This is a genomic window from Inquilinus sp. (genome assembly GCF_039594555.1).
Taxonomy (GTDB): Bacteria; Pseudomonadota; Alphaproteobacteria; order DSM-16000; family Inquilinaceae; genus Inquilinus.
On sequence record NZ_JBCNNF010000095.1, the window covers coordinates 1 to 19,089 of the forward strand.

The window sequence follows — 19,089 nt, forward strand, 5'->3', positions numbered from 1 at the left end:
TCGCGCTGGGCGTCACCATCATCCTGTCCCTCTATCTCGCCGGCACCATCACCCGGCCGATCCGCCGGCTGGCGCGGGCGGCGGAGCGGGTGCAGCAGGGCCGCGGCCGCAAGATCGAGATTCCGGACATGAGCGGCCGGCGCGACGAGATCGGCGAGCTGGCCTCGGCCCTGCGTGCCATGACCGCGGCGCTGTGGACCCGGATCGACGCGATCGAGCGCTTCGCCGCCGACGTGTCGCACGAGATCAAGAACCCGCTGACCTCGCTGCGCAGCGCGGTCGAGACCACGGCCCGGATCACCGACCCGGCGCAGCAGCGCCGGCTGATGGCGATCATCCTGGAGGACGTGCAGCGGCTGGACCGGCTGATCACCGACATCTCCGACGCGTCGCGGCTGGATGCCGAGCTGTCTCGCGCCGAGACCGGCACGGTCGACATCGCCCGCATGCTCGGGATGCTGACCGAGCTGTACAAGACCACGCTGGAGGACACCGGGATCAAGGTGTCCCTGAGCCTGCCGCCCGGATCGGCCCTGACAGTGCCCGGCATCGAGGACCGGCTGGTGCAGGTGTTCCGCAACCTGATCACCAACGCGATCTCGTTCTCGCCGCCCGACGGCGCCATCACCCTGCGCGCCCGGCGCGAGGGCGCCTGGGTCATCGCCACCATCGAGGATGACGGCCCCGGCATCCCGCCGGCCAAGCTGGAGGCGATCTTCGACCGGTTCTACACCGAGCGCCCGGCCGGGGAGAAGTTCGGCACCCATTCCGGCCTGGGCCTCAGCATCTCCAAGCAGATCATCACCGCCCATCGCGGCCAGATCTTCGCCGAGAACCGGGAGGGGCGCCCCGGCGCCCGCTTCACGGTGAAGATCCCGGCGAAGTGAGGGGCGGCAGCGATCACGACATTCCGCATCGAAGGGGGTTTTTCATGATTTCGAGCCTGCGCGGGCTGCTGCTCGGCAGCGTCTTCGCCCTGGCCGCCGTGCCGGCCCTGGCCCAGACCCAGACGGTGGTCTCGCCGCCAGTCGTCGTCCAGGTCCAGGACCAGGCCGCTGTGCCCGTGCCGCCGGCACCGCCCGCGGCTGCGGCCGCGCCGGCGATGGCCGAGGAGATGGACGCGCTGTCCTTCGTCACCTGGGCCAGCGCCTCGGTCCGCGGCGCCCCGAACGGCACCGCCGAGCTGAAGGAGACCCTGCCCTTCGGGTCGCAGGTCATCGTCACCGGCCGGCTGGCCTCCGGCGGCTGGGTGCGGGTGCAGACGCCGAAGACGCCGGTCGGCTACATGTGGGCGCAGACTCTGGCGCCGATGCGCATCGCCATGCCCGGCGCCGCCGGCACCGGCGACAACGGCTTGGCGCCGGCCGACGAATCCGCCGACGACACCATCGCCACGGCGACGCCGCTGGGTGCCGTCGGCGCGTCGCCGCTGACCGCCGAGGGCCGCGTCTCGAACAGCGACCAGACCGATGTCTACGCCATCACCACCGAGGGCTGGACCAACCTGTCGGTCGACCTCACCGGCATGACCGCGGATGCGGATATCGAGCTGAAGGACAAGGACGGCGGCGGCCTCGGCTCCTCCGCCAATGGCGGCTCCGACAGCGAGCACATCGCCGCGGCGGTCGGGCCCGGCACCTACTACCTGGTCATCACCAGCTACGGCGACGCCACGCCCTACCGCCTCTCCGTCTCCGGCACGCCGGGCCAGGAGCCGCCGCCGGATTCGGCCGGCTCCGACCAGTCCGACGCGCGCGACCTGGGCGACGTCACCGGCAGCAGCGCCGAGGCCAATGACTGGGTCGGCCCGGCCGATGCCAGCGACTACTACGCCTTCACCATCCGCGAGCGGCAGAAGATCACCATCGCCCTGGACGGGCTGTCGGCCGATGCCGACATCAACCTGGTGGGCGCCGACGGCAGCTTCCTCCTGAGCGGCACCAACACCGACACCGAGGCGGAATCGCTGAGCGCGACGCTCGATGCCGGCACCTATTACCTGAACGTCTATCCGGCCGGCAGCGAGGCCACGGACTACCACGTCTCGGTGGCCGGCGAGGCCGCCGCCCCGCCGCCGCCGGACAACGCCGGCAACACGCCGGATGAGGCCGGAAAGCTGGAGCATGTCGGGCCGACGCCGGTGACGGTCAAGGACTGGGTCGGCTTCACCGACCGCGACGACTACTGGACCTTCACCCTGGTCAACCGGGCCGACGTCACCATCCGCCTGACCATGGAGCAGGGCGACGCTGATATCGACCTGCTGCGCGCCTCGGACCAGGAAAGCCTGATCAGCGGCGCCGAATCCGGCACCGACCCGGAGCAGCTGCAGCTGCGCCTGGACCCCGGCACCTATCTGCTGCGGGTCTACTCCTACCAGGGCGACACGCCGTACACGCTGGAGGCGAAGGCTGTGCCGGCGAAATAACCCGTCTTGTTGTCTGAGGATTTGCCGTTGCGATTGACACGCGTCGGGGGGCCGGTCACCTTCCCACCCGCGATGGCGACGATCCATGCGACCTGCGTCGCAGTCGACGGCCGCGGCGTGCTGCTGCGCGGGCCGTCGGGCAGCGGCAAATCCGACCTGGCCCTCCGGCTGATCGATGCCGGGGGCCGCCTGGTCGCCGACGACCGGGTGCAGCTCTCGCTCGAGGGCGGCGTCGTGGTGGCGCGCCCGCCCGCCATCCTGGCCGGGCTGATCGAGGCCCGGGGCTTCGGCCCGATCCCGGTGCCGTTCGACCCGGCCGCCCCGGTGCTGCTGGTCGCCGACCTGAAGCCGGCCGAGGCGATCGAGCGGTTGCCGGAGCCGGCGGTCTGCGCCTATCTCGGCATCCGCCTGCCGCTGGTCTCGGTGGCGCCGTTCGAGGCGTCGGCGCCGGTCAAGCTGCGCCTGGCCCTGGCCGCCCTGGCCCTGCCAGCACGCCGTCTCGCCCGATGACCGACATCCCCCAAGCTTCGGCGCCGTCCGGCGCCCGCCATCGTCTGGTGCTGGTGACCGGTCTGTCCGGCGCCGGCCATTCCACCTCGCTCAAGACCCTCGAGGATCTCGGCCACGAGGCGATCGACAACCTGCCGATCGCGCTCTTGGGCCCGCTGGTCGACCATGCCGAGGGCCGGCCGATGGCCGTGACCATCGACACCCGCACCCGCGGCTTCTCGGTCGAGGCGCTGGAGGCCGAGATCGCGGCCCTGCGCGCCCGCGGCGACGTCGATGTCCGGCTGCTGTTCGTCGATGCCGATGACGAGGTGCTGCAGCGCCGCTTCACCGAGACGCGCCGGCGCCACCCGCTGGCGACCGACCGGCCGGTGGCCGACGGCATCCGCCGCGAGCGGCTGGAGCTGTATCCCTTACGCCTGCTGGCTGACGTGGTGGTCGACACCTCGCTGACCAGCCCGCAGGACCTGCGGCGCCTGATCGAGGGGCATTTCGGCCTGGACGCCACGCCCGGCCTCTACGTCACCGTGATGTCCTTCTCGTTCAAGCGTGGCCTGCCGCGCGAGGCCGACCTGGTGTTCGACGTCCGCTTCCTCGACAACCCGCATTGGGTGCCTGACCTCCGGCCGCAGACCGGCCAGGCCCCGGCGGTGCAGGCGATGATCCGGCGCGACGCCCAGTTCGACCCGTTCATGGCCTCGCTGTTCGGCCTGCTGGAACCGCTGCTGCCGCGCTACAACCGCGAGGGCAAGAGCTATTTGACCATCGCCGTCGGCTGCACCGGCGGCAAACATCGATCGGTGTTCGTGGCGGAGACGCTCGCGGCCTGGCTGGACGGCCAGGGCTATCGCCGCGGGCTGGTCCATCGCGACATGCCGGTATGAGGGCTGACAGGAAGGCATCCGGAACGACATGACCACCCACCCGATGATCGGCATGGTCCTCGTGACCCATGGTCGTCTCGCCGACGAATTCGTCGCCGCGATGGAGCATGTGGTGGGCGCCCAGCCCCAGGTGGCCACGGTGTGCATCGGCCCCGAGGACGACATGGAGCAGCGCCGGGCCGAGATCATGGACAAGGTCTCCGCCGTCGATGGCGGGCGCGGCGTGGTGCTGCTGACCGACATGTTCGGCGGCACGCCGTCGAACCTGGCGATCTCGATCCTGGACCGAGCCAATGTCGAGGTGATTGCCGGCATCAATCTGCCGATGCTGATCAAGCTGGCCTCGGTGCGGAAGACCGACACCCTGACCGACGCGGTGACCGCGGCGCGCGAGGCCGGGCAGAAATACATCAGCGTGGCCTCGGCCCTGCTGAAGCCCGAGAAGCGCAAATGACCGGCGCGGGGACCCCGGACATGGCGGCCGAGCGGCTGACCCGGAGCGTCACCATCTGCAACCAGCGCGGCCTGCATGCGCGGGCGGCGGCCAAGTTCGTCAAGCTGGTGGCCGAGTTCAACGCCGAGATCTGGGTCGAGCGCAACGGCACCGAGGTCGGCGGACAGTCGATCATGGGGCTGATGATGCTGGCGGCCGGCCCCGGCACCGACATCGCCATCGCCGCGGCCGGACCGCAGGCGGCGGAAGCCCTGGCGGCGCTCGTCTCCCTGGTCGAGCGCGGCTTCGACGAGGACTGAAGAGATGGCGACGCGGATCGCCGACCTCCCGATATCGGCCCCCGGCCGCGAGATCGTGCTGGGCGGCCTGGCCGTCTCCGGCGGTGTCGCCATCGGCCCGGCCCATCTGATCGAGAGCGGCTTCGAGCAGGTGCCCGAGTACCGGCTGGAGGAGGCCGACCTGCCCGGCGAGCGCGAGCGCTTCGCCGAGGCGCTGGCTAAGTCCCGCCGCCAGATCAAGAAGCTGAAGGCCAAGGCCCAGGCCCTGCCGGAGCAGGCGGCCGAGGATGTCGGCTACCTGCTGGACGCTCATGCCGCGATCCTGTCCGGGTCGCGCCTGCTGCGCGGGGTCGAGACCCGGATCGCCGAGGAGCGGATCAACGCCGAATACGCGGTGCAGTCGGAGATCACGGCCATCGCTGCCCAGTTCGCGGCGATGGATGACAGCTACCTGGCCAGCCGCATCGACGACATCCGCGAGGTCGGCGCCCGGCTGATCCGCAACCTGACCAAGCGCCAGTTCCAGGCCTTCGCCAACCTGCCCGAAGGCAGCATCGTGCTGGCCGAGGAGATCACCCCGGCCGACACCGCGCTGATGGATCCGCGCCGGGTGGCGGGCTTCGCCTCGGCCCTCGGCGGGGCCCAGAGCCACACCGCGGTGATGGCGCGGTCGCTGGGCCTGCCGGCGGTGCTGGGCGTGCCCGGCCTGCTGGCCGGGGTGCGGGCCGGCCAGACGGTGATCGTCGACGGCACCGCCGGCCAGGTGATCATCGACCCGACGCCGGAGACGCTGTCCGCCTATCGCATCCGGCGCGACCTGGCGCGGGCCGACCGCAAGCAGCTGCAGGCGCTGGTCGGCCTGCCCTCCTGCAGCCGCGACGGCGTCGCCGTCACCCTGTCGGCCAATGTCGAGCTGCCACGCGACGTGCAGGCGGCGACGGAGTTCAACGCCGCCGGGGTCGGCCTGCTGCGCACCGAGTTCATGTTCATGAACCGGGACGACCTGCCGGGCGAGGAGGAGCAGTACACGATCCTGCGCGGCGTGGTCGAAGGCATGGCCGGCAAGCCGGTGACGATCCGCACCCTCGACCTCGGCGGCGACAAGATCGCCTCGGCCCTCGGCGGGCGCTTCGCCGAAACCCCGAACCCGTCGCTGGGCCTGCGCGCCATCCGCCTGTCGCTGAAGGAGCCGAAGCTGCTGGAGACGCAGCTGGCGGCGATCCTGCGCGCCGGGGCGCACGGGCCCATCCGGGTGCTGGTGCCGATGATCACCACCATCGGCGAGATCCGGGCGGTCAAGGCGGCGCTGGACCGGACGATGCGGCGGCTGAAGCGGCGCCGGGTGCCGGTGCCGGCGGCGATGCCGCCCCTGGGCGCGATGATCGAGGTGCCGGGCGCGGCGCTGATCGCCGACGCTTTGGCGCGCGAGGTCGATTTCTTCGCCATCGGCACCAACGACCTGGTGATGTACACGCTGGCCGCCGACCGCGGCGACGAGACCGTGTCGCATCTCTACGACCCGCTGCACACCTCGGTGCTGCGGCTGGTGCAGTTCACAGTCGAGGCGGCGCTGCGCGCCCGCATCCCGGTCAGCGCCTGCGGCGAGATCGCCGGCGACCCGCGCTTCACCGCGCTGCTGGTGGGGCTGGGCGTCCGCGACCTGTCGATGGCGCCGCTGCGCCTCCTGGAGGTCAAGCGCCGGATCCTGACGCTGGACAGCGTCGCCGCCGCCCGCCGCGCCCGGATGATGCTGGACCAGACCGATTCCGGCCGCATCGCCGCGTTGCTCGACGATTTCAACGAAGGCGGATAGGGGGCGGCCGATGAAGGTCCTGGTCACCGGCAGCTCCGGCCATCTCGGCGAGGCGCTGGTCCGCACGCTGCGCGACCGGGGGCACGAGGCCATCGGCCTCGACCTGCTGCCGGGAGCGTTCACCGACCGGGTCGGCTCGGTGGCCGACCGCGCTGTGGTGCGGCAGGCCATGGCGGGGGTTCAGGCGGTGCTGCACGCCGCCACGCTGCACAAGCCGCATGTCGCCACCCATGCCCGCCAGGACTTCGTCGACACCAACGTCACCGGCACGCTGAACCTGCTTGAGGAGGCGGCGGCCACGGGCGTCGGCGCCTTCGTCTTCACCAGCACCACCAGCGTGTTCGGCGACGCGCTGGTGCCGCCGCCGGACGCCCCGGCCGCCTGGGTGACCGAGGATTTCGTGCCGGTGCCGAAGAACATCTACGGCGTCACCAAGGCCGCGGCCGAGGACCTGTGCCAGCTGTTCCACCGCAACCAGGGCCTGCCCTGCCTGGTGCTGCGGACCTCGCGCTTCTTCCCCGAGGCCGATGACGACGGGGCCAAGCGCGCCGCCTATGCCGACGCCAACCTGAAGGCCAGCGAGTTCCTGTTCCGGCGGGTCGACATCGAGGATGTGGTCGACGCCCATCTGCTGGCGCTGGAGAAGGCGCCGGCGGTCGGCTTCGGCCGCTACATCGTCAGCGCCACCACGCCGTTCCGGCCGGAGGATCTGGCGGAGCTGCGGCGCGACGCGCCGGCGGTGGTGCGGCGGCGCGTTCCCGGCCATGAGGCCGAATATGCCCGCCGCGGCTGGCGGATGCTGCCGGGCATCGACCGGGTCTATGTCAACGACCGGGCCCGGGCCGAGCTGGGCTGGCGCCCCCGCCACGATTTCGGCGCGGTGCTCGACCGGCTGCGGGCGGGCGGCAGCCTGTGGAGCCCGCTGGCCCAACTGGTCGGGTCCAAGGGCTATCATGCGGAGACCTTCGCCGAAGGCCCCTACCCGGTGGGCTGACCCGAAATCGCAAAGAATAAGCATTCTCTATATTGCAATACATAATATTTTATACAAAACTGAGCAGTGCCGACTCGTGGTGGGAAGAGGCATGCAAGGGATCGTTCACGTGACGCCGGCGATCTGGCTCCGGGATGAGGAGCGTTCGCCGGTCTGCCTGGGCGATGCCGACGATCTCGCCGACTGGCTGGGCCGCACCTGCGCCCTGCTGATGCGAAACGCGAGCGTCGGGGACCGCCAGGTTCTGGAGCTGGAGGGCCTGCTGGCCCGGGTTGAGGCCGTGATCGACGCCGGCGATCCGTTCCTGCCGGCCGAGCTGCGCCGCGACATCGTGGCCACCGTCGCCCGGCTGAACCGCCTGTGGCCGGCCGGGCCGAGCGACGACGGATCCGCCCCGGCACTGCGGAATGATGCCCGGCCGGCCCTGCCGCCGCTGCGGCTGTACGGCGCCGCCGCCTCCGGACGGCGCGGTTCCTAGCCGGCCGTCAGACCCGCACCGCCCGGGCCGCGGCCGCCGTCGCGACCAGCAGCGCCGCGACGATGCCGAGCGCGACCGGCAGGCCGAGATGGTCGGCGACGAAGCCGATCGCCGCCGGGCCGGCCAGGATGCCGCAATAGCCCAGCGTCGCGATGGTCGAGATCGCGAGGCCCGGCGGCATGCCCGGCACCCGGCCGGCGGCGCTGAACAGCACCGGCACGACATTGGCGGCGCCGATCCCGACCAGGGCGAAGCCGGCCAGTGCGGCCGGCGGCCAGGGCACCAGCACCGCCAGCAGGAAGCCGGCCGCCGCCACGGCGGAGCCGAGCCGCACCACCGTCTCGCCGCCGAAGCGGCTGGTGATGCCGTCGCCGGCCAGCCGCATCACCGCCATCGCCACCGCGAACATGGCGTAGCCGAGCCCGGCCACCGCCGGGTCCTGGCCGCGGCTGTCGTGCAGGAACACGGCGCTCCAGTCCAGCACCGCGCCTTCGGCCTGGAACAGCACGAAGGTCAGGAGGCCGAGCACCAGCACGATGCCGCGCGGCAGGGTGAAGCGCATCCCGGCCTGGGCGGCCTTGCGCTCCGGCGGCAGCATCGACCCGGCCTGGGTCGCCAGCAGCACCAGCATGACGCCGCTGATCGCCACCGCCACCAGCAGCGGCGACAGGCCGAGGCCCAGCAGCAGGCTGGCGCCGCCGGCGCCGATCAGCCCGCCGACGCTGAACATGCCGTGGAAGGAGGACATCACCGGCCGGGTGCCGCGCGCCTCCACCGCCGTGGCCTGGACGTTCATCGCCACGTCCATCGACCCGGTGGCGGCGCCGAACAGGAACAAGGCGAGGCCGAGCAGCGGCGCGTCCGGCGCCAGGATGACCAGCGGCAGCGACAGGCAGATCACCAGCCCGCCCAGCGCGGTGACCACCCGGCTGCTGAAGCGCGAGGCCAGGAACCCGGCCAGCGGCATCGCCACCATGGCCCCGGCGCCGAGGCCGAGCAAAGTGAGGCCGAGCACGCCGTCATCGATGCCCAGCCGGGCCTTGGCCAGCGGCACCTGCGGCGCCCAGCTGGCGGTGACGGTGCCGCAGATCAGGAACATCGCCCGGGTGGCGAAGCGCGCGGCGCGGAGATCGGCGGTGTCGGACGGATCGTCCGTGCGGGCGAGGCTGGTCATCGGAAGTCCTAGGCGAGAATCAGGGTCAGGCCGGTCTGGCGGCAGGCGGCCAGGAGGCCGGGGTCGGCGGAGCGCTCGGTGATCAGCGCATCGAGCCGGCCGACCGGCAGGATCGGGAACGGGGCGGCGGTGCCCAGCTTGTCGGCGGTGACCACGGCGGCGACACGGCCGGCGCAGGCGGCCATGCGCCGCTTCACCAGCGCCTCCTCATGGTCCATGCCGCCGAGCCCGGCCTCGACATCGAGGCTGCAGACCCCGAGCAGGCAGAAATCGGCGCGCAACCCGTCGAGCGCCGCCAGCACCGAGGTGCCGACGGTCGCCTGGTCGGCCTTGTCCAGCCGGCCGCCCAGCAGCACCACCTCGGCCGACGGATGCCGGGTCAGCGCCAGCGCCGCCGGCAGGTTCGGGGTGACGATGGTGGCGCGCAGGTCGGGTGGCAGCGCCTCCGCCACCGCCAGCATGGTGGTGCCGCCGTCCAGCAGCACCACCTCGCCCGGCCGGATCAGCTCCGCCGCCATCCGGCCCAGCGCGGCCTTGGCCTCCGTCCGCTCGGTCGCCCGGGTGGCGAAGGTGCCGGTGGCCGGGGTCAGCGGCAACGGCAGCGCCCCGCCATGGACCCGGCGCACGACCCCGGCGCGGGCCAGGTCGTTGAGGTCGCGGCGGATCGTGTCCTCGGACACGCCGAGGGTCGCGCTGGCCGCGGTGGCCAGGATCTTGCCGTCGAGGGCGAGAAGGTCGAGGAGGCGCTTGCGCCGTTCCTCGGGCAACAGGATGTCGGTCATATGGGCTCTGCCTGATTTTGCGTGATCATGCAAGAACATGCACAAACATGCAACAGCCGGCATGAGAGAACTCGAGACTCCCTTTTCTGTCATTGTCGGGCTTGACCCGGCAATCCAGGGGCCACCGAGAGCGGCTCCGAAAGCCCCTGGATCCTCGGGTCAAGCCCGAGGATGACAATGAGGAGAGGCGAATAGACGCTTGGGCATGGGTCCCTCGCCGCGACCGCGTCCACCCTTCCCTTCCTGGGACAACAGGCGAAATCGGACATGAACTCCTGGTAATCTGGGCCGCTGCCCCCAATATCCCGGCGGCTTCAGCCATACGGAGACCGACGAGCCGTGCTCGACTTCCTCGCCGATCCCCAGATCTGGGCCAGCTTCCTGACGCTGGCCGTGCTCGAGATCATCCTCGGCATCGACAACATCATCTTCATCGCCATCGCCACCGAGAAGCTGCCGGAGGCCCAGCGCGCCAATGCCCGGCGCGTCGGCCTGATCCTGGCGCTGCTGCTGCGCCTGGTGTTCCTGGCGATGATCTCCTGGATCATCGGCCTGACGACGCCGGTGTTCACGGCCTTCGGCCAGGAGGTATCCTGGCGCGACCTGATCCTGCTCGCGGGCGGCCTGTTCCTGCTCTACAAGGCCACGATCGAGGTGCATGCCGCGATCGAGGAGAAGGAGGAGGGCCACGCCATCAAGGCGGCCAGCTTCGCCGCGATCATCGGCCAGATCATCATCCTCGACCTGGTGTTCTCGCTGGACAGCGTGATCACCGCGGTCGGCATGACCGACAACCTGCCGGTGATGTACGCCGCCGTGATCGTCGCGGTCGGCACGATGCTGGCGGCCTCCGGCCCGATCAGCCGCTTCGTGCACCGCCACCCGACGGTGAAGATGCTGGCCCTGTCCTTCCTGCTGCTGGTCGGCGTGGCCCTGATCGCCGACGGGCTGCAGTTCCACATCCCGCGCGGCTACCTGTACTTCGCCATCGCCTTCTCGCTGGGCGTCGAGGTGCTGAACCTGCTGGCCAAGCGCAGCCACGCCAAACGCGTGGAGGCGGCGGCGCAGAAGAAGCAGGTCTGATCCGGCCCCTCCCCGCCGCCGTCCGATCCGGCGGCGGGGAGGGCCAATCAAACATATAAAGATGTCTTTATGCTTGTGGCGGACCGGCCCGGCTGCTACACCCTGCGGCAATTCCGACTTTGCTGCAGGAGCACCCGATGCCCGACGCCGCCACCTTCACCGACTACAAGGTCAAGGATCTCAGCCTCGCCGGCTGGGGCCGCAAGGAAATCGCCATCGCCGAGACCGAGATGCCCGGCCTGATGGCGCTGCGGCAGGAGTTCGGCGCGTCGCAGCCGCTGAAGGGCGCCCGCATCGTCGGCTGCCTGCACATGACCATCCAGACCGCGGTGCTGATCGAGACACTGACGGCGCTGGGCGCCACCGTGCGCTGGTCGTCCTGCAACATCTTCTCGACCCAGGACCAGGCCGCCGCGGCGATCGCCGCCGCCGGCATCCCGGTCTTCGCCTGGAAGGGCGAGACCGAGGAGGAGTTCTGGTGGTGCATCGAGCAGACGCTGCGCGGCCCAGGCGGCTGGACCCCGAACATGATCCTGGACGATGGCGGCGACGTCACCCAGATCATGCACGACAAGTATCCGGAGATGCTGGCCGAGGTCCGCGGCCTGTCCGAGGAGACGACCACGGGCGTGCACCGCCTGTATGAGATGATGAAGAAGGGCACCCTCAAGGTCCCTGCCATCAACGTCAACGACAGCGTCACCAAGTCGAAGTTCGACAACCTGTATGGCTGCCGCGAGAGCCTGGTCGACGGCATCAAGCGCGCCACTGACGTGATGATGGCCGGCAAGGTCGCCGTCGTCGCCGGCTACGGCGATGTCGGCAAGGGCTCGGCCGCCTCGCTGCGCAGCCAGGGCGCCCGCGTCCTGGTCACCGAGATCGACCCGATCAACGCCCTGCAGGCGGCGATGGAAGGCTACCAGGTCGTGACCATGGACGAGGCGGCGCCGATCGGCGACATCTTCGTCACCGCGACCGGCAATGTCGACGTCATCACCCTCGACCACATGCGGGCGATGAAGGACCGGGCGATCGTCAGCAACATCGGCCACTTCGACAGCGAGATCCAGATCGACGCCCTCCGCAACTACAAGTGGGAGGAGGTCAAGCCGCAGGTCGACGAGGTGGTGTTCCCCGACGGCAAGCGCCTGATCGTCCTGGCCCAGGGCCGGCTGGTCAATCTGGGCTGCGGCACCGGCCACCCTAGCTTCGTGATGTCGGCCAGCTTCACCAATCAGGTGCTGGCGCAGATCGAGCTGTGGCAGAACCACGCCAATTACGAGCGCAAGGTCTACGTCCTGCCGAAGCACCTCGACGAGAAGGTCGCGGCGCTGCACCTGGAGAAGATCGGCGCCAAGCTGACCCAGCTGACCCCGAAGCAGGCCGACTATATCGGCGTGCCGGCGCAGGGCCCGTTCAAGCCGGACCACTACCGCTACTGATCGACCCCGCGGGGGTTCCGATCGAGACCAGCCCCCGCCCTCCGGCGGGGGCTTTTTCATGACTGCCGCAAAGATGATGGCGTTCCGGCGGGGCAATCGCGAAGAAAACCCCAGATTCAGCACCTTCGTGCCCAATCGATGCCGTTAATATAAGCCAGATTTCACGCCTCCCGAGCAATTTGATACTTAATTCCTGTCCCAGGAGAATTCGATGACTACATTCACAGGCACCAATGGCGACGACTCGCTGCCGCTGCTGGGCGGCGACAACAGCGGCAACGATGTGTTCAACGGCCTGGACGGCAACGACAATCTCAACTGCGGCATCGGCGACGACCTGGCCTTCGGCGGGGCCGGCGCCGATTTCATCGATGGCGGCGGCGGCGACGACGTGATCGACGGCGGCACCGGCAACGATGCCATGCAGGGGAATTTCGGCGACGACACCTACTTCGTCGATTCGGCCGGCGACACCGTCACCGAGTTCTCGGCCTCGGACGGCACCGATACGATCTATTCGAGCGTCTCCTACACCCTGCCGCAATTCGTCGAGCGGCTGATCCTGACCGGCAGCGCCGCCATCAACGCGACCGGCGGCGACGCGGCCGACACCCTGGTCGGCAACGCCGGCGCCAATACGCTGACCGGCAATGGCGGGGCGGATTTCCTGTCCGGCGGCGACGGCAACGACGTGCTGCGCGGAGGGGCCGGCCCGGACGTGCTCGACGGAGGCAACGGCAGCGACACGGCCAGCTACTTCAGCGGCTCGACCGGGGTTGCGGTCAGCCTGGCCACCGGCAAGGCCACCGGCGGCGAAGCTCAGGGTGACACCCTGCTCGCCATCGAGAATCTCTCCGGCAGCCAGGGCAATGACAGCCTGACCGGAAACGGCGCCGCCAACACGCTGCAGGGCTGGAACGGCAACGACACGCTTTCAGGCGGCCTGGGCACCGACACCCTCACCGGCGGCGGCGGTGCGGACCGCTTCGTCTACGGCGCGATCGCCGACAGCGCGGTCGGGGCCAATGCCGACCGGATCACCGATTTCAGCCACGCCCAGAGGGACCGCATCGACCTCTCGGCGATCGACGCCAACACGGGCCTCGCCGGCAACCAGGCCTTCACCTTCATCGTCGGCGCCTTCACCCATGTCGCCGGCCAGCTGCATGCCGTGGCCTCGGGCACCGACACGCTCGTAGAGGGCGACGTCAACGGCGACGGGGCGGCGGACTTCCAGATCAAGCTGTCCGGCCTGCCGACCATGGTGGCGGCGGACTTCATCCTCTGACCCGGCGGACTATTCGGTCGGGATGCCGTCGAAATCGCTCTCGACCGAAAGATCCTTCTGGTCGGCGCAGGTGAAGCGGGCCGAGCCGGCGAGCGGATCCAGACCCGTCAGGGTCAGCGTGCCGCTCGCCGCCTGGTCGCAGCCATCGAGCGAATCGTCCCCGGCCTCGAGGCTGAAGGACACGCCGTAATCGGTCGCAGACTTGTCGGCCGCAACCGCCTGGGAGAACGGCTTCAGGTCGTGCGCGCCGAGGGCGGCGTCCTTCGGCAGCGCCACCACCACGGCGCCGACCGGCATCATCTGCTTGATGCCGTGGACGTCGCGCTCCTGCTCCAGATACAGCATCAGCAGCCGGCCGCCGGCGGCCTGGCGCTTGGCCGAACCGCTGCCGGTGATGGTGGCGTTGACCGGCGCCCCGACCTTGGTGCTGACCCGGCCCGGGCGGGCCGAGGCCGCCGCCGGCTCCGACGGAACCACCTGGGTCGGGTCCACCGGCACGGCGTCGAAGCTCAGCGACAGCGTCGCCTCCGACGAATCGCGGCAGGAGAAGTTGAGCGTGCCGGCAAAGGGCGAGACGCCGGTCAGCTCCACCGTGCCCTGCGGCACCAGCCGGCAGTCGCGCACTCGCGATCCGTCGGCGCCGATGGCGAGGTATAGCGCGCCGGACGCCTTGCCGGCCTGGTCGTGCCGGGCCGAATCATAGCTGCCGACCTGCAGCGTGCCTGGCGCGACATCGGCCGGCAGCAGCAGCTGGATCTGGCGGGCGCGGATCACGCCCTCGCCGGTCGCGGTCATACCGACCACGAAGCGGCCGCGGTCATCCTTCACCGCCAGGGCGAAGCCCTCGATCTGCTCGGTCTCGCCGCCGGGGCCCGCGACCGTGCCGCGAAAGGTGCCGAGGGTCTGGTCGGCCGCCGCTGCGGGCAGGGCCGGCAGCAGCAGAAGGAGGGCGAAGGCGAGGCGGCGCAGCATGGTCTCATCCCGATGATCCGGCCGCACCCTACACGCTGCGGCGCCGCCGCGCCTCCCCGCCATCGCGTCGCAGCAGGGTCACGCGCCGAGATGCGCCTCGAACGCTTCCAGCGCCTCGGCCATGTCCGCCCGGCCGAAGCCGATGCGGAAGCGGTCGTCCGGCACCGGGCCGAGGGCGGAGCGGTACACCCGCGCCGGCAGCAGCAGCACGCCGGAACGCTCGACCAGGTCATCGGCGAAGGCATCCACCCCCTCGCCGCCGAGATAGCGCGGATAGCCGATGCAGCCGGCCGCCGGCACCTGCCATTCGAAGCGGTTGGCGTGGCGGGCGAAAAACGCCTCCAGCAGCGGCAGGTTGCGGGCGACGAGGTCCCGGCTGCGCCGCACCAGATGCTCCCGCGCGCCGATCGCGATCTCGGCCAGCGCCTCGCTCGGCGCCGGGGCGCACAGCGTGGTGTAGTCCTTCTGCCGCACGATCCGGCGCAGCAGCTCGCGGTCGCGGCAGGCGACCCAGCCCAGGCGCAGCCCCGGAAGGCCGTAGGTCTTGGACAGCACCCCGACCGACAGGGCCCGCTCATACAGCTCGACCGCCGGCGGCAGCCGGTCCTGCTCGCGCCGCTCCAGCCCGCGATAGACCTCGTCGGCCAGCAGCCAGATCCCGCGCGACCGGGCCAGCTCGATGATCTCGTCGAACACCGGCCGCGGCGGCAGCCAGCCGGTCGGGTTGTGCGGCACGTTGAGGATGATGAGCCGGGTGTTCGGCCGCAGCGCCGCGGCGATCCGGTCCGGGTCCAGCGACCAGCCGCCCGGCGCCTGCGGGTCGGGCTGCAGCGGCACGCCGGTGACGGCGCAGACGCTGGCCGCCACGGCCTCGAGCGACTGGTAGTTCGGGATCAGCGTCACCGCATGGTCGTCCGGAGCCAGCAGCGCCCGCACCGACTGGAAGATCGCCTCCCCCGCCCCGACCGTGACCGCGACGTCGTCGGCCTCCAACCCGGCATACATGCCGGCGATCGCGGCGCGCAGCGACGGCGCCCCGGCAGTCTCGGTGTAGCCGAGCCACAGCCGGTCCCAGGCCTCGCGCTGCTCCGGTGTGCCCAGGGCCAGCAGGTCGGCCAACGTCAGCGACTGCATGTCGGAGGCGCAGAGATTGTGGCGGGCGGTGAACTCCCAGCGCGCGAAATAGGCCTCGAGCGCGAATTCGGGCAGGGACATCGGGAAGCTCCTCAGGCGGCAGCTTGAGACCGGGCCGCGGCCCGGTCGGCGTACAGGGTGGCGCGGGAGATGCCGAGCTGGGCCGCGACATAGGTGGCGGCGTGGCGCATCTCCAGCAGGCCTTCGGCATCGATCTCGGCGACCAGGGCGATGCGGCCGGCCCGGTCCAGCCGGTCGGCCGACAGGCCGGCGGCGGCCAGGCGGTCGCGCAGGATCAGGTTGATCGCCTCGCGCCAGTCGCGCCGGAACAGCGGCTCCGGCCGCGGCGCCGGCGGCGGGAACAGCCCGGCCAGCAGCCGGGCGGCGGCGTCGACCCGGCCAAGGCCGAGATTGACGCAGAGCAGCCCGGCGGGCCGGCCGTCATCGCCCGGCAGCACGGCGCTGACCGAACGGATGCGGTCGCCGGACGGCCCGGCCTTCTCATAGGGGCCCAGGACGGTGCGGCCGGGCGCCAGGTCGCCCGGCTCCAGGTCCAGCAGCGACGGGTCGCCGGGCTGGCGGCGCGACAGCGGGTTGACGATCCGCAGGATCGTGTCGGTGGCGAGGTCGTGCAGCACCACCTCCGCTTCCGGGCCGAGCAGGGCGGCGATCGCCTCGGCGACCGCGTCGTATCGGGATTGCCAGTTCATACAGATTGTCTAGATCAGACAGTTTATATGAGTCTAGCACGGAGATTGACGCCGCCATATCGGTATATTGATCGGGACAATGTTACGATTGTCCTGATCCCGCCGCCGCGCCACTCTGCGGCCATGACACCGCAGCTGCTCTCCTCCTTCGTGCTGTTCGCCTTCGTCACCTCGATCACGCCGGGGCCGAACAACATCATGCTGACGGCCTCCGGCCTCAGCTTCGGCTTCCGCCGGACGGTGCCGCACATGGTCGGCATCGCCGTCGGCTTCACGGTGATGGTGGCGGCGGTCGGGCTGGGGCTGGGCGCCGCCTTCGCCGCCTGGCCGCTGCTGTACGAGCTGCTGAAATACGGCGGCGCCGCCTATCTGCTCTATCTGGCCTGGAAGATCGCCCGGTCCGGCCCCATCGCCGCCGGCGGCGAATCCGGGCGGCCGATGACCTTCCTGGAGGCCGCGGCGTTCCAATGGGTCAACCCCAAGGCCTGGGTGATGGCGGTGGGCGCCATCGCCACCTACACGCCGCAGGCGGGGTTCCTGGGCAATCTGGCGATCGTCACATTGGTGTTCGGGCTGGTGAACCTGCCCAGCGTCGGCTGCTGGGCCCTGTTCGGCACGGCGCTGCGCCGGGTGCTGCACGCCCCCGCCGCCGTCCGCGCCTTCAACCTGGGCATGGCCCTGCTGCTGGTCGCCTCGCTGTACCCGATCGCGGCGGATTTGTTCGGCTGATGTCGGGCGGGGTCGCCCCCTCCCCTTTCTGTCATTGCCGGGCTTGACCCGGCAATCCAGGGCCACGAAGAGCCGTTCTCAATGGCCCCTGGATCCTTGGGTCAAGCCCGAGGATGACAATGAGGGAAGGGGTCGCTTCACGCCACCGGCACGCCGGACGTGGTCGAATACTCGAAATGCAGCACCTCGCCTGGCCGGGCGAGCGGGTGGATGGCGTGGGCGGCGGAGGCAGCCTCGGCGAAGCCGGTCAGGATCAGCTTCAGCTTGTGCGGGTATGTCGCGATGTCGCCGACGGCGAAGATGCCGGGCACGCTGGTCGCCGCCGTCGCCTGGTCGATGGCGATGTGGTTCTTGTCCAGCGCCAGCCCCCAATCGGCGATCGGGCCGAGATTCATCGACAGGCCGAAGAACGGCAGCAGCACGTCGGCGTCGAGCCGCCGCACCTCGCCGTCCAGCGTCGCCACGGTGACGGCGGAGAGCTGGCCGCCCGCCCCCTCCAGCCCATGCAGCTGGTAGGGCGTCACCAGCTCGATCTGTCCCGCCTCGGCCAAAGCGTGCAGCTTGGCCACGCTGTCCGGCGCGCCGCGGAACTTGTCGCGCCGGTGCACCACCATGACCTTGGCGGCGATGTCGGCCAAGAGGATCGACCAGTCCAGCGCGCTGTCGCCGCCGCCGGCCACCACCACCCGCTTGCCGCGCAGCGCCTCCTTCCGGGTCACCATGTAGAAGACCGAGCGGTTCTCATAGGCCTCGATGCCGGCCAAAGGCGGCCGGTTCGGGCCGAAGGCGCCGACCCCGGCGGCGACGATCACCGCCGCCGCATCGATCTGGGTGCCGGCGCTGGTGCCGACCAGCCAGCGCCCGTCCGGCTGCCGCGCCAGGGTCTCGACCCGCTGGCCCAGATGGTAGACCGGGACGAAGGGCGCGGCCTGCGCCACCAGCCTGTCGATCAGCTCCGCCGCCTCGATCCGCGGCTGGCCGGGAATGTCGTAGATCGGCTTTTCCGGATACAGCGCCGCGCATTGCCCGCCCTGGACGTCGAGCACGTCGACGACATGGCAGTGCAGCTTCAGCATGCCGCATTCGAACACCGCGAACAGCCCGACCGGGCCGGCCCCGATGATGGCGACGTCGGTGCGATGCGGGCTGGCCATGGGTATCCTCCGGGGCTCCAGACCCCGATGGGATAGCCGGTTCCGCGCGCCTGCGCATCACCCCATGCGACGCAGGGATGACGCAGCGTGCCCGGGTATGCGAACAATCGGCCGATGTTCCGATTCACCTTCGACCTGCCGGACGAAGCCGCGACCGCAGCCCTGGCGGCGCGGCTGGCGACGCTGCTGCGGCCCGGCGACATCGTGCTGCTGGCCGGCGACCTGGGCGCCGGCAAGTCCTTCCTGGCCCGCGCCCTGATCCGCGCCGCCGCAGGCGAGCCGGAGCTGGAGGTGCCGAGCCCGACCTTCACCCTGGTCCAGAGCTACGACCTGCCCGCCGGCCCGCTGTGGCATTTCGACCTGTACCGGCTGGCGGCGCCGGAGGAGGTGCTGGAGCTGGGCTGGGACGAGGCACGGCTGGGCATCTGCCTGGTGGAATGGCCCGACCGGCTGGGCCCGCTGACGCCGGCCGACCGGCTGAAGGTCGAGCTGGCGCAGGGCCCGGGCGACGGGCGCGTCGCCGCCATCACCGGCCTGGGCGGCCGCGGCGCGGCCCTGGCCCGGGCCCTGCGCGAGGGGCCGTGACCCCGCGCGTGTACACCATCGCGGCCGGCGGCGGCGTGGCCGACGCCCTGGCCCGCGGCCTGCTGGCCCGGGCGGCGGGCGACCCGCTGGCGCTGGGCGCCATGACCGTGCTGCTGCCCAGCCGCCGGGCCGGCACCACCCTGCGCGACGCTTTTCTGCGCGCGGCGGAGGGGAAACCCCTCCTGCTGCCCCGGCTGCTG

At 70.8% G+C, this 19,089-nt stretch carries 21 protein-coding genes; 15 read left to right on the forward strand and 6 right to left on the reverse strand.

What is annotated here, in order from left to right:
- The 9 genes from ABDW35_RS12645 to ABDW35_RS12685 all read left to right on the forward strand — a co-directional run.
- On the forward strand, positions 1-887 hold an 887-nt coding region (locus ABDW35_RS12645; protein WP_343714225.1), incomplete at its 5' end, for a HAMP domain-containing sensor histidine kinase.
- A 44-nt stretch (positions 888-931) separates the two neighbouring features.
- Positions 932-2,428, forward strand: coding sequence for a pre-peptidase C-terminal domain-containing protein (locus tag ABDW35_RS12650; RefSeq protein ID WP_343714226.1), 1,497 nt, complete (start codon positions 932-934; stop codon positions 2,426-2,428).
- A 27-nt stretch (positions 2,429-2,455) separates the two neighbouring features.
- Positions 2,456-2,938 carry an HPr kinase/phosphatase C-terminal domain-containing protein gene (locus ABDW35_RS12655; protein WP_343714227.1) on the forward strand — a complete coding sequence of 161 codons (483 nt, stop codon included), beginning with the start codon at positions 2,456-2,458 and terminating at the stop codon, positions 2,936-2,938.
- Positions 2,935-3,819, forward strand: a complete 885-nt coding sequence (gene rapZ / locus ABDW35_RS12660) for an RNase adapter RapZ (RefSeq protein WP_343714228.1) — start codon at positions 2,935-2,937, stop codon at positions 3,817-3,819. Before ABDW35_RS12655 ends, rapZ begins: the two co-directional genes overlap by 4 nt.
- Positions 3,820-3,862: 43 nt before the next feature.
- The gene (locus ABDW35_RS12665; RefSeq protein ID WP_026869137.1) at positions 3,863-4,273 is read left to right on the forward strand and encodes a PTS sugar transporter subunit IIA; all 411 of its coding nucleotides are present in this window, start codon (positions 3,863-3,865) and stop codon (positions 4,271-4,273) included.
- Positions 4,270-4,572, forward strand: coding sequence for an HPr family phosphocarrier protein (locus tag ABDW35_RS12670; protein ID WP_343714229.1), 303 nt, complete (start codon positions 4,270-4,272; stop codon positions 4,570-4,572). Before ABDW35_RS12665 ends, ABDW35_RS12670 begins: the two co-directional genes overlap by 4 nt.
- A gap of 4 nt (positions 4,573-4,576) precedes the next feature.
- Positions 4,577-6,364 (forward strand): phosphoenolpyruvate--protein phosphotransferase, encoded by a 1,788-nt coding sequence (gene ptsP / locus ABDW35_RS12675; protein ID WP_343714230.1) that lies wholly within the window; start codon positions 4,577-4,579, stop codon positions 6,362-6,364.
- 10 nt (positions 6,365-6,374) lie between these two features.
- Positions 6,375-7,358 (forward strand): NAD(P)-dependent oxidoreductase, encoded by a 984-nt coding sequence (locus ABDW35_RS12680; protein WP_343714231.1) that lies wholly within the window; start codon positions 6,375-6,377, stop codon positions 7,356-7,358.
- Between the two features lie 91 nt (positions 7,359-7,449).
- Entirely contained in the window at positions 7,450-7,836 is a 387-nt protein-coding gene (locus tag ABDW35_RS12685) for a hypothetical protein (protein ID WP_343714232.1), read from the forward strand.
- Positions 7,837-7,843: 7 nt separating this feature from the next.
- Here the strand turns inward: ABDW35_RS12685 and ABDW35_RS12690 are convergent, their stop codons facing one another.
- Both ABDW35_RS12690 and ABDW35_RS12695 read right to left on the reverse strand, forming a co-directional pair.
- Entirely contained in the window at positions 7,844-9,010 is a 1,167-nt protein-coding gene (locus tag ABDW35_RS12690) for an MFS transporter (protein ID WP_343714233.1), read from the reverse strand.
- Between the two features lie 8 nt (positions 9,011-9,018).
- The gene (locus ABDW35_RS12695) at positions 9,019-9,792 is read right to left on the reverse strand and encodes a DeoR/GlpR family DNA-binding transcription regulator (protein WP_343714234.1); all 774 of its coding nucleotides are present in this window, start codon (positions 9,790-9,792) and stop codon (positions 9,019-9,021) included.
- Positions 9,793-10,131: 339 nt separating this feature from the next.
- On the opposite strand from ABDW35_RS12695, the gene ABDW35_RS12700 reads away from it, so the two are divergent.
- The 3 genes from ABDW35_RS12700 (at position 10,132) to ABDW35_RS12710 (ending at position 13,605) form a co-directional block, all read left to right on the forward strand.
- A complete protein-coding gene (locus ABDW35_RS12700; protein ID WP_343714235.1) occupies positions 10,132-10,875 on the forward strand; it encodes a TerC family protein in 744 nt (247 codons plus the stop codon).
- Between the two features lie 137 nt (positions 10,876-11,012).
- Positions 11,013-12,317 (forward strand): adenosylhomocysteinase, encoded by a 1,305-nt coding sequence (gene ahcY, locus ABDW35_RS12705; RefSeq protein WP_343714236.1) that lies wholly within the window; start codon positions 11,013-11,015, stop codon positions 12,315-12,317.
- Positions 12,318-12,528: 211 nt separating this feature from the next.
- Positions 12,529-13,605 carry a calcium-binding protein gene (locus ABDW35_RS12710; protein WP_343714237.1) on the forward strand — a complete coding sequence of 359 codons (1,077 nt, stop codon included), beginning with the start codon at positions 12,529-12,531 and terminating at the stop codon, positions 13,603-13,605.
- A gap of 9 nt (positions 13,606-13,614) precedes the next feature.
- Here the strand turns inward: ABDW35_RS12710 and ABDW35_RS12715 are convergent, their stop codons facing one another.
- The 3 genes from ABDW35_RS12715 to ABDW35_RS12725 form a co-directional block, all read right to left on the reverse strand.
- On the reverse strand, positions 13,615-14,577 hold the full coding sequence (locus ABDW35_RS12715) for a hypothetical protein (protein ID WP_343714238.1): 963 nt from the start codon (positions 14,575-14,577) through the stop codon (positions 13,615-13,617).
- A gap of 78 nt (positions 14,578-14,655) precedes the next feature.
- Positions 14,656-15,792 carry an aminotransferase class I/II-fold pyridoxal phosphate-dependent enzyme gene (locus tag ABDW35_RS12720; RefSeq protein WP_343714239.1) on the reverse strand — a complete coding sequence of 379 codons (1,137 nt, stop codon included), beginning with the start codon at positions 15,790-15,792 and terminating at the stop codon, positions 14,656-14,658.
- An 11-nt stretch (positions 15,793-15,803) separates the two neighbouring features.
- On the reverse strand, positions 15,804-16,421 hold the full coding sequence (locus tag ABDW35_RS12725; protein WP_343714240.1) for a PAS domain-containing protein: 618 nt from the start codon (positions 16,419-16,421) through the stop codon (positions 15,804-15,806).
- 123 nt (positions 16,422-16,544) lie between these two features.
- On the opposite strand from ABDW35_RS12725, the gene ABDW35_RS12730 reads away from it, so the two are divergent.
- Positions 16,545-17,150: a LysE family translocator gene (locus ABDW35_RS12730; protein ID WP_343714241.1), complete on the forward strand. Its 606-nt coding sequence runs from the start codon at positions 16,545-16,547 to the stop codon at positions 17,148-17,150.
- Between the two features lie 137 nt (positions 17,151-17,287).
- Here the strand turns inward: ABDW35_RS12730 and ABDW35_RS12735 are convergent, their stop codons facing one another.
- A complete protein-coding gene (locus ABDW35_RS12735; RefSeq protein WP_343714242.1) occupies positions 17,288-18,304 on the reverse strand; it encodes an NAD(P)/FAD-dependent oxidoreductase in 1,017 nt (338 codons plus the stop codon).
- A gap of 114 nt (positions 18,305-18,418) precedes the next feature.
- On the opposite strand from ABDW35_RS12735, the gene tsaE reads away from it, so the two are divergent.
- Positions 18,419-18,889 carry a tRNA (adenosine(37)-N6)-threonylcarbamoyltransferase complex ATPase subunit type 1 TsaE gene (gene tsaE, locus ABDW35_RS12740; RefSeq protein WP_343714243.1) on the forward strand — a complete coding sequence of 157 codons (471 nt, stop codon included), beginning with the start codon at positions 18,419-18,421 and terminating at the stop codon, positions 18,887-18,889.
- On the forward strand, positions 18,886-19,089 hold a 204-nt coding region (locus ABDW35_RS12745; RefSeq protein WP_343714244.1), incomplete at its 3' end, for a hypothetical protein. The genes tsaE and ABDW35_RS12745, both read left to right, overlap by 4 nt.